Origin of the sequence: Streptomyces sp. NPDC042638, from assembly GCF_040647235.1 — a bacterium.
GTDB lineage: Bacteria > Actinomycetota > Actinomycetes > Streptomycetales > Streptomycetaceae > Streptomyces > Streptomyces rameus.
The window spans coordinates 50356-58252 of sequence record NZ_JBEZBT010000007.1; the positions used below are offsets into that span (position 1 = coordinate 50356).

Annotated in this window: 7 protein-coding genes; 4 read left to right on the forward strand and 3 right to left on the reverse strand. The window is 75.7% G+C overall.

The features are described 5' to 3' along the window. Together AB0B40_RS08460 and AB0B40_RS08465 are read right to left on the reverse strand one after the other, a co-directional pair. A complete protein-coding gene (locus AB0B40_RS08460; RefSeq protein WP_362263561.1) occupies positions 1 to 1320 on the reverse strand; it encodes a hypothetical protein in 1320 nt (439 codons plus the stop codon). A 108-nt stretch (positions 1321 to 1428) separates the two neighbouring features. After that, the gene (locus AB0B40_RS08465; protein ID WP_345047440.1) at positions 1429 to 2592 is read right to left on the reverse strand and encodes a PP2C family protein-serine/threonine phosphatase; all 1164 of its coding nucleotides are present in this window, start codon (positions 2590 to 2592) and stop codon (positions 1429 to 1431) included. Between the two features lie 152 nt (positions 2593 to 2744). Here AB0B40_RS08465 and AB0B40_RS08470 point away from each other — a divergent pair, with 152 nt between their 5' ends. Both AB0B40_RS08470 and AB0B40_RS08475 read left to right on the forward strand, forming a co-directional pair. Further along, positions 2745 to 3266, forward strand: a complete 522-nt coding sequence (locus AB0B40_RS08470) for a hypothetical protein (RefSeq protein ID WP_345047370.1) — start codon at positions 2745 to 2747, stop codon at positions 3264 to 3266. A 318-nt stretch (positions 3267 to 3584) separates the two neighbouring features. Continuing rightward, positions 3585 to 4511 (forward strand): hypothetical protein, encoded by a 927-nt coding sequence (locus AB0B40_RS08475; protein WP_345047369.1) that lies wholly within the window; start codon positions 3585 to 3587, stop codon positions 4509 to 4511. On the opposite strand, the gene AB0B40_RS08480 is transcribed toward AB0B40_RS08475, so the two are convergent. Next, positions 4411 to 5757 (reverse strand): PLP-dependent aminotransferase family protein, encoded by a 1347-nt coding sequence (locus tag AB0B40_RS08480; protein WP_345047368.1) that lies wholly within the window; start codon positions 5755 to 5757, stop codon positions 4411 to 4413. The genes AB0B40_RS08475 and AB0B40_RS08480 overlap by 101 nt on opposite strands. Positions 5758 to 5878: 121 nt before the next feature. Between AB0B40_RS08480 and AB0B40_RS08485 the strand changes: the two genes are divergently transcribed. After that, positions 5879 to 6661 carry an alpha/beta fold hydrolase gene (locus AB0B40_RS08485; protein ID WP_345047366.1) on the forward strand — a complete coding sequence of 261 codons (783 nt, stop codon included), beginning with the start codon at positions 5879 to 5881 and terminating at the stop codon, positions 6659 to 6661. Between the two features lie 16 nt (positions 6662 to 6677). Then, entirely contained in the window at positions 6678 to 7634 is a 957-nt protein-coding gene (locus AB0B40_RS08490) for an endonuclease/exonuclease/phosphatase family protein (protein ID WP_362263562.1), read from the forward strand. The last annotated feature ends 263 nt before the right edge of the window (positions 7635 to 7897 follow it).

Sequence of the window (7897 nt, forward strand, 5' to 3'; positions counted from 1 at the left end):
CTACTGGGCGGCCTGGAGCCGGCCCAGCTGCCGCCGGACGTTCTCCAGCGCGCCGCTTCGGCGTCCCGGCACCCTGAGCCGCAACTCCGCGAGCGCGGGCCCGAGTTCACGGGCCCGCGCCGTGTCCTTGATGCGGGCCCACTGGTGGTGGGCGCGGTCCACGGCCGTCTCCACGGCGGGCGCGTCCGCCTCCTGCCCCGCGCCCAGCCGCGCCTCGGCCACCGCCAGCCAGGCCCGGCAGCTGCGCACCGGGTCGCCCGCGAGCATCGCCAGGTCGGCCCGCACCTCGCTCCAGTGCAGCGCCTGCTCGGAGCCGCCGCCGTGGGCCCGCACGGCGTCGTGCTCGTACCGGGCGGCGATCCCGTCGGCTTCCCCGTGCCGCCCGCCCCGCACAGCGGCGCTGATGGCGGCGTGCGGGTCCGGGGAGGCGGCCCCGCCGGCCCGGGAACCGGGCACGGACGCACCCGGCAGGGGGCCCGGCGCGTATCCCGCGGCCACGGCACCGGACAGCGGACCGCCGGTCACCGTCTCCGAAGCCAGGCCGCTCACCGTGCCCGAAGCGAAGCCGCTCACCGTGCCCGGTGCCGGGCCGCTCGCCGCCCCATGAGTCAGGCCGGTCACCGTGCCCGGGGTCAGGACGTCGGGCTGGAGCGGCCGGGGCGGCCCGCCGGCCGTCCCGAAGCCCGGGGCGTGTCCCCCGGCGTGGGCCAGGAGCAGGTTGCCCCTCGTCTCCTCCGGGATGCGGGACAGGGCCTGCTGGTGAAGGACGTCGAGGGGTGGCCGGTGGCCGCTTCTCAGCAGGGTCGCCACCGTCTTCATGTACGCCGGCTCGGCCTGGGCCCGCCGTGCGGGCGGGGCGACACGGCCGTACACCGCGGTGTGCGGGCCGGAGTCGAGACCGTGTTCGGCCACGTGCCGCCAGGTCTCCGGGTCCGCGTGCAGATCGAGGACGAGGGCGGTGTCCGTGGCGGAGCGCAGCCGCAGTTCCTCGCGGATCCAGTGCCAGGGGAGCGCGGTGTAGCGGACGGTGGCGGGGGTGGTGCGGGCCAGGGCCAGATGGAGCCGGTGCTGCCGGCGGTCCAGGTGCAGCTGCCCGGTGAGGTACACGGTGAGCGGTCCGGGGGCGGCCGCGGCGGCCCGCAGCCGGGTGAGGACGGCCTGTGGTTCCAGCGGATCGGCGAGTTCGACGACGTTCGCGGTGACGGCGCCGGACAGCACGGCGGGGGCGACGGCGGCCAGCACCGGCAGGACACCGGCCGCGTCCACCAGCCGCCCCCGGCCCAGCGGCGCGGCCGCGAGCAGCAGCACGGTTCCGGGCATCGTGCCTCCCCCTTCACCCTGCGGACCCCAGGGACCCTCCGGACCCGAGGACCCCGTAGATCCGCTCTCCAGCCAGCACCGTAACCGCTGCGGGCGCGAACCGGTGGCTCAGGACCGCAAACCTCCCTGTTCGGGGTCTTCGCCCCGGCCGTTCCCGGCGGCCGGCAGCCGTCGCACCGCGAAGATCGTGGTGTCGTCCTCCAGCCGGCCCCGGCTGTGCCGCAGGACGCCGTCGCGGACCCGGCGGACCAGGCGGCGGGGCTCGGTGCGCCGCGGGTCGGCGGTGACCGCCCGGTCGACCTCGCGGGCCAGCTCGTAGAACACGCCGAGCCCGTCGCGGGCCTCGGTCACCCCGTCGGTGACCAGCAGCAGGGTCTCGTCGGGGGCCAGCGGCACCCGGTGCACGGGCGGCAGCCGGCCCGCGAGGTCACCGAGGCCGAGCGGCACCCCTTCGCCGCTGGGCAGCTCACGGACCCCGCGCGGACCGACGGCCAGCGGGGGCTCGTGGCCGAAGTTCATCATGTCGATCGCGTCCGGGGCGTCGTCGGCGAAGGCGATGAGGACGGCGGTGGCGAAGCGGTCGCCCTCGTCCCTGCCGATCGCGGCGGTGTGGGAGCGGTGCCGGATCATCCGGGTCTCCAGGCGCTCGGCGAGGGCGGTGAGGTCCTGCTCGTGGTAGCCGGCCTCGCGGAAGGTGCCGAGCAGCGCGGCGGCGGTCTCCACGGCCCCCAGGCCCTTGCCCTGCACATCACCGACGAAGACCCGGGTGCCGTACGGGCCGGGCTGGATGTCGTAGAAGTCGCCACCGACCCGGGCGTCGACGTCGGCGGCCAGGTACACCCCCGCGTGCTCGATGCCGGCCCAGCGCGGCGGCAGCGGGCGCAGCACGGTGCGCCGGGTGGTCTCGGCGATGTCCCGGATGTGCCCGATCTGCCGTTCGTGGCGCACGCGTGCGACAGCCGCGAGGGTGGCCAGGGCGCCGCCGAGGGCGACCAGGAGGAAGTCGCCGAATCCGGCCTTGTACTCGTCAGGCCAGGCGCTGTCCACGGCCACGTACGTCACCAGCGACAGCAGGCTGTAGGCGGCCGTCGTCCACACGCCGCAGATCGCGGCGGCGATGCCCGGGACCAGGACGATCCAGGAGATGATCCGGAAGTCCTCGCCGGTCGAGAAGTCCAGCAGGATGACGCCGACGAGCAGCGGCAGGGGCGGCAGCCACGCGACGCTCCGCCCGCGGACCCGCAGCAGCGGACTCCGCCGCCCGTACTCCATCTCCGTCACGGCCGGCAGCCCTCCATGTCCTTCAGCGAAGCACGGGAGGCAACCGCACGCATCCGGGCACTCGTCACCCTCCTGGCCGAGTTGCCAGGCCGTGCCCGCCGGTGTGCGCTGGTACCCGGGGGCGAGGAGAGAGGAGTGCTCTCATGGCTCAAGCGGCACCCGCACCCGGTGGTATGTCCCGGCCCGGCCGCACACCCGAGGTGGAGGGCCGGGGCACCGATGTGCACGCCCGTCCGCCGGACGTCCTCGACGCCCGCACCCACGCGATGGCCAGGATCGCCGTACCGGTCGCGCTGGGCCTGGTCTACGGCTACTGGGTGGCGGCCAACAACCGGTCCGGCGGTCCGGTCACCGGCTGGAACCTGCTGCTCGGCTTCGTCAGCGCGCTGGTGTTCGCGGTGGTGTGCCTGGCACTGCTGACACTGGCCCCCCGGATGCAGCGGGAGGTGCACGCGCTGCTGTGGACGGCGTTCGTCGGCTGCGCGTTCGGCTTCCTCTACAGCCAGAGCGGCAGCTTCTTCTCCACCCAGGGCGCCGGCCAGGGCAGCCATGACGACACGATGCGGTCGGTGCTGATGTCCCTGCTGATGTCGGCGGTCACCTTCGCCGTGCTCTTCTACCGCTACTACACGCGGGAGGACGCGTCCGGACGGCGGATCCGCTGAGCGGGATCCGCTGAGCGGGATCCGCTGAGCGGGATCCGCTGAGCGGGCGCACCCCGCGGTACGCGTGGGGCCCGGCCGGCCGGGCCCCACGCGTTCCCCTGCGTCCCCTCCTCCTCACGGAGCGAGGCTCCGGACACGGCCGGCCCCACGACCCTGAGGAGCCGGGCGAGCCGGAGCCGCCCCAGCACCAGGAAACACCCGTTCGGGTGAACGCTCCACCGGAGGGCGGAAGACCTGGTTGCGCCAAGGGGGTCCTCCCGCCGCCCGGATGCAGTCCTCCCGCTCGCGCGCGGGCCCGCGGAGCCCTTGTCTGGGAGCGTGCCCTCACGACGCCGCAGGAGCGCCCTGTCGGCCCTGCTGATCGCCTTGTCCTGCCTGCTCGCACCGTTCGGCGCGCTGGCGGCGTGGGCGGCGTACGGGCTGGCCGACACGGGCCGCTACGTCACCACGATGGCGCCGCTCGCCGCCGACCCGGCCGTGCGGGAGGCCGTCGTGGACACGGTCGGTGACGGCATCCTGCGCGCGGTGGACCAGCACCTGGACATCCGCCCGATGCGCGGCTCGGTCCGCCCGTTCGTGCACGACGTGGTGCGCTCCTTCACGCACACGCGGGCCTTCCAGCTGGCCTGGGACACCGGCAACCGGGTCACCCACGACGCCGTCCTGCGCGCCCTGCGCGAGGAGGACGAGCACGCCGTCGTGGTCGACCTGGCCCCCGTCACCGCCCAGGTCAAGCGCCAGCTCACCCACGACCACGTGCCGTTCGCCGCACGCATCCCGGTGGAGCACACCGCGATCGCCGTGCTCCCGGCGGGCCGGCTGACCGCGCTCCGGAAGGGGTTCCACGTGCTCGAAGTCGCCGGTTTCTGGATGCCGGTGGCGTCCGTCGCCTTCGCCGTCGGCGGGATCGCGATCGCCGTCCGTCGACGCCGGGCGGTCGTCGCCACCGGCCTGGGCACGGCCCTGGGCGGCGCCCTGCTCGCCCTCGCCCTCTCCGTCGGCCGCGGCCTGACCCTGGCCGACCTGCCCACCGGTGTGTCCCACCCGGCCGCGGGCGCGGTCTACGACGCCCTCACCGGCACGCTGCGCACCGCCGCCTGGCTGCTGCTGGGCCTCGGCCTGACGGTGGCCCTGCTCACCTGGCTCACCCGGTACCTGCGGCTGCCCCGTCCCGCGCGACGTCGGCGAGGGTCGCCAGCGCCCGCGCCAGCCTCGGCTCCGGCACCGACGCGAGCCCGAGCCTGACCGCGTCCGGGGTGCGGCCGGGGTCCACGCGGAAGGCCGTGCCCGGGGTGACGGCGATCCCGTGCGCCCGCGCGGCGGCCGTGAAGGTGTCCGCACGCCACGGCGCGGGCAGCTCCCACCAGGCGAAGTAGGCGGCCGGATCGGAGCGTACGGCGAACCCGGCCAGCCGCTCGGCGACCAGCCGCTGCCGCCGCCGCGCGTCCTGCCGCTTGGCGGCCACCAGCCGGTCCACGGTGCCGTCGCCTAGCCAGCGCACGGCCGCCTCCAGCGCGAAGGCGCCCGCGCTCCACCCGCCGGAGCGGACGGCCCGGGCCACCGCCTCGACGCGGTCCTCCGGTACGACGACGAACCCCACGGTGAGCCCCGGCGCCACCCGCTTGGACAGGCCGTCGACGAGGTGCGCCAGCCCCGGCGCGAGCGCGGCGAGCGGCGGTGTGCCGCCCGGGTGCAGGAAGGACCAGACGCGGTCCTCGACCACCGGTATCCCCAGCCTGTGGACGGTGTCGGCCAGCTGCCGCAGCCGCCCCGGGCTCGTCCTGCGCGAGGTCGGGTTGTGCAGGGCCGGCTGGAGGTACAGGGCGGACAGCGGCGCGCGGCGGTGAGCGGCGGCGACGGACTCCGGCACGGGCCCCTCGTCGTCCGTGGCGAGCGGGACGAGGACCAGCCCGAGGCGGGCCGCGATCTCCTTCACCAGCGGATACGTCAGCGGTTCCACGCCGACCCGGCCGCCGGGCCGGACCAGGGAGGCGAGGGTGGCGGCGATCGCCTGGCGGGCGTTGCCGGTGAACAGGATCCGCTCCGGCCGGAACCGCTGTCCGGCCCTGGCGAGCAGGGCGGCGACCGCCTCCCGGGCCGCCGGGGTGCCCGCGGCGGCGGCCGGCCGCAGCGCCTGGCCGAGCGCGTCCGGCCGCAGCAGCGGCGCCAGGGCCGGGGCCAGCAGCTCCGACTGGCCGGGAGCGGTGGGGTAGTTCAGCTCCAGGTTCACCGGCGGGGCGCCGGCCGCCTCGGTCAGGGTGTGCCCCGGCTGCCCGTCCGGCGCGGTGGCCCGCACGAAGGTGCCGCGTCCGACCTCGCCCACCACCAGTCCCCGGCGCACGAGTTCGGCGTAGACCCGGCCTGCCGTCGAGGGCGCGATGCCGTGCCGGCGGGCGAACGCGCGCTGGGGTACCAGCCGTTGGCCGGGCAGCAGGCGTCCGCCGGTGATGTCGGCCGCGATCCGGTCGGCGATGTGCCGGTAGTCATCCACAAGTCCCCCTTGAATACGGCTCATTGGCCTGCACCCCGGCCCCCGGTTCCCGAGCCGTCGCATTGCACCGAGAGCAAAGATTTTATTGCACCGAGCGACGGCACGCCCCTAGGGTCGTCACATGCCTCCCTTCCTCGCATTCGAGGACAAAGACCCCGGAATTCCCTCCCGGGCTCCCCTCGTTCTCGTCCACGGCCACCCCTTCGACCGCACGATGTGGCACCCGCAGCTGACGGAGTTCGCCACCGCCCGCCGGGTGATCGCCCCCGATCTGCGCGGCTACGGCGCCTCCCCCGTGACCCCCGGCACGGTGCCGCTCTCCCGCCACGCCGCCGACATCGCCGAACTCCTGGACCACCTGGGCGTCCACACCTTCGTCCTCGCCGGCCTGTCCATGGGCGGCCAGATCGCCATGGAGTGCGCCGCCCGCTTCGGCGACCGGATCCGGGGCCTCGTCCTCGCCGACACCTTCCCCGCCGCCGAGACCCCCGAGGGCAGGCGGCACCGGCACGCCATGGCCGACCGGCTGCTCGCCGAGGGCATGCGGGGCTACGCCGACGAGGTGCTGGAGAAGATGGTCGCCCCGTACGCCGACCCCGAGGTCAAGGCCCATGTGCACGGCATGATGACGGCCACCTCACCGCAGGGCGCCGCGGCAGCCCTGCGCGGCCGGGCCGAGCGCCCCGACTACCGCGGCCTCCTGGCCACGCTGCCGGTACCCGCCCTCGTCCTGGTCGGCTCCGACGACACCTACACCCCCGTCGCCGACGCCGAGGCGATGCACGCGGCCCTCACCGACTCCGCACTGCACGTCGTCGAGGGCGCCGCCCACCTGCCCAACCTGGAACGCCCGCGGGAGTTCAACCGGGCGCTGGGTGATTTCCTGGCGCGCCTGGACGGCTGATCGTAGGCTCGCTCCCGTGACCCAGGGCCGCGGACGCAGGACCGGCGCCTGGTGTGCCGGTCTGCTGCTCGCCGGGGTGAGCGTGGTCGTCGGCTGCCGGGCCGCCGACACCGACGGCATCACCCCCGTACCCCAGCTCCTCGCCTTCCTGCCCTGGCTGCTCGTGCCGGCCGGCTTCGCGCTGCTGTGCGCGCTGCTCGCCCGCTGGTGGGCGGGGCTGGTGTGGGCGGTCGTCGTCCTCGGACTGCTCGCCTGGTACCGGGAGCCGTACGGCGGGACCGGCGAACCCGACGGGCCGCCCCTCGCCGCGCTGCGCGTGCTGACCTCGAACGTCGAGTTCGGCCGCGCCACCCCCGCCCTGATCCGGGTGGTGCGGGACCGGCGCCCGGACGTGGTCTTCGTCCAGGAGTGCGACCCCGGCTGCCGGACCGCGCTGGAACGCGAGGTCGCGGACACCTACCCGTACCGCCGGGCCGTCGAGGCCGACGGCTCCAAGGGCTCCATCGTGCTCAGCCGCTTCCCCCTGACGCCGGCCCCGGGTGTCACCGGCACCATGGGCATGCCCGGCGCCGTGGCCGATGTGCGCGGGCACGCCGTACGCCTCCAGCTCGCCCACCCCATGCCACCGCTGCCGGGCCAGGTCGGCCTGTGGCGCCGCGAACTCGGCCGGCTCCGTGCCTTCGCCGCCGCCGGGCCCCGCACCCCGACGATCCTCGCCGGCGACTTCAACGCCTCCCAGGACCACGCGGCCTTCCGGCACATCCTCGACACCGGCATGTCCGACGCGGCCCGCCTCACCGGCCACGACCGCACCCCGAGCTGGCCCTCCCGCACCGCCTCCGTCATCGGCGCCCAGATCGACCACGTCCTGCTCTCCCCTGACTTCACCGTGACCGACGCCCACATCCTGCGCCTGCCCGGCACGGACCACCGCGCCCTGCTGACCGACCTCACACTGCACGGACGAACGTGACGACGACGGGCACGGCGCGGAGGGCGGCCGAAACCGAGAGCGGGCGGGGCGGACGGCGGGGGACGTGACAGCGGGCGGCACGGACAGCGGGGCGGCACCGACAGCGGGCGAGGCCGACGGCGGCGGCACGGGCAGCGGGCGAGGCCGACGGCGGCGGCACGGGCAGCGGGGCGAAGGGAACGGCGGACGGCACGGACAGCGGGCGAAGCCGACGGCGGCGGCACGGGCAGCGGGGCGAAGGGAACGGCGGACGGCACGGACAG

Excerpts from the sequence above, each read along its gene's own strand:
- AB0B40_RS08460 (WP_362263561.1), bottom strand. The coding sequence starts at position 1,320 with ATGCCCGGAACCGTGCTGCTGCTCGCGGCCGCGCCGCTGGGCCGGGGG.
- AB0B40_RS08465 (WP_345047440.1), bottom strand. The coding sequence starts at position 2,592 with ATGGAGTACGGGCGGCGGAGTCCGCTGCTGCGGGTCCGCGGGCGGAGC.
- AB0B40_RS08470 (WP_345047370.1), top strand. The coding sequence starts at position 2,745 with ATGGCTCAAGCGGCACCCGCACCCGGTGGTATGTCCCGGCCCGGCCGC.
- AB0B40_RS08485 (WP_345047366.1), top strand. The coding sequence starts at position 5,879 with ATGCCTCCCTTCCTCGCATTCGAGGACAAAGACCCCGGAATTCCCTCC.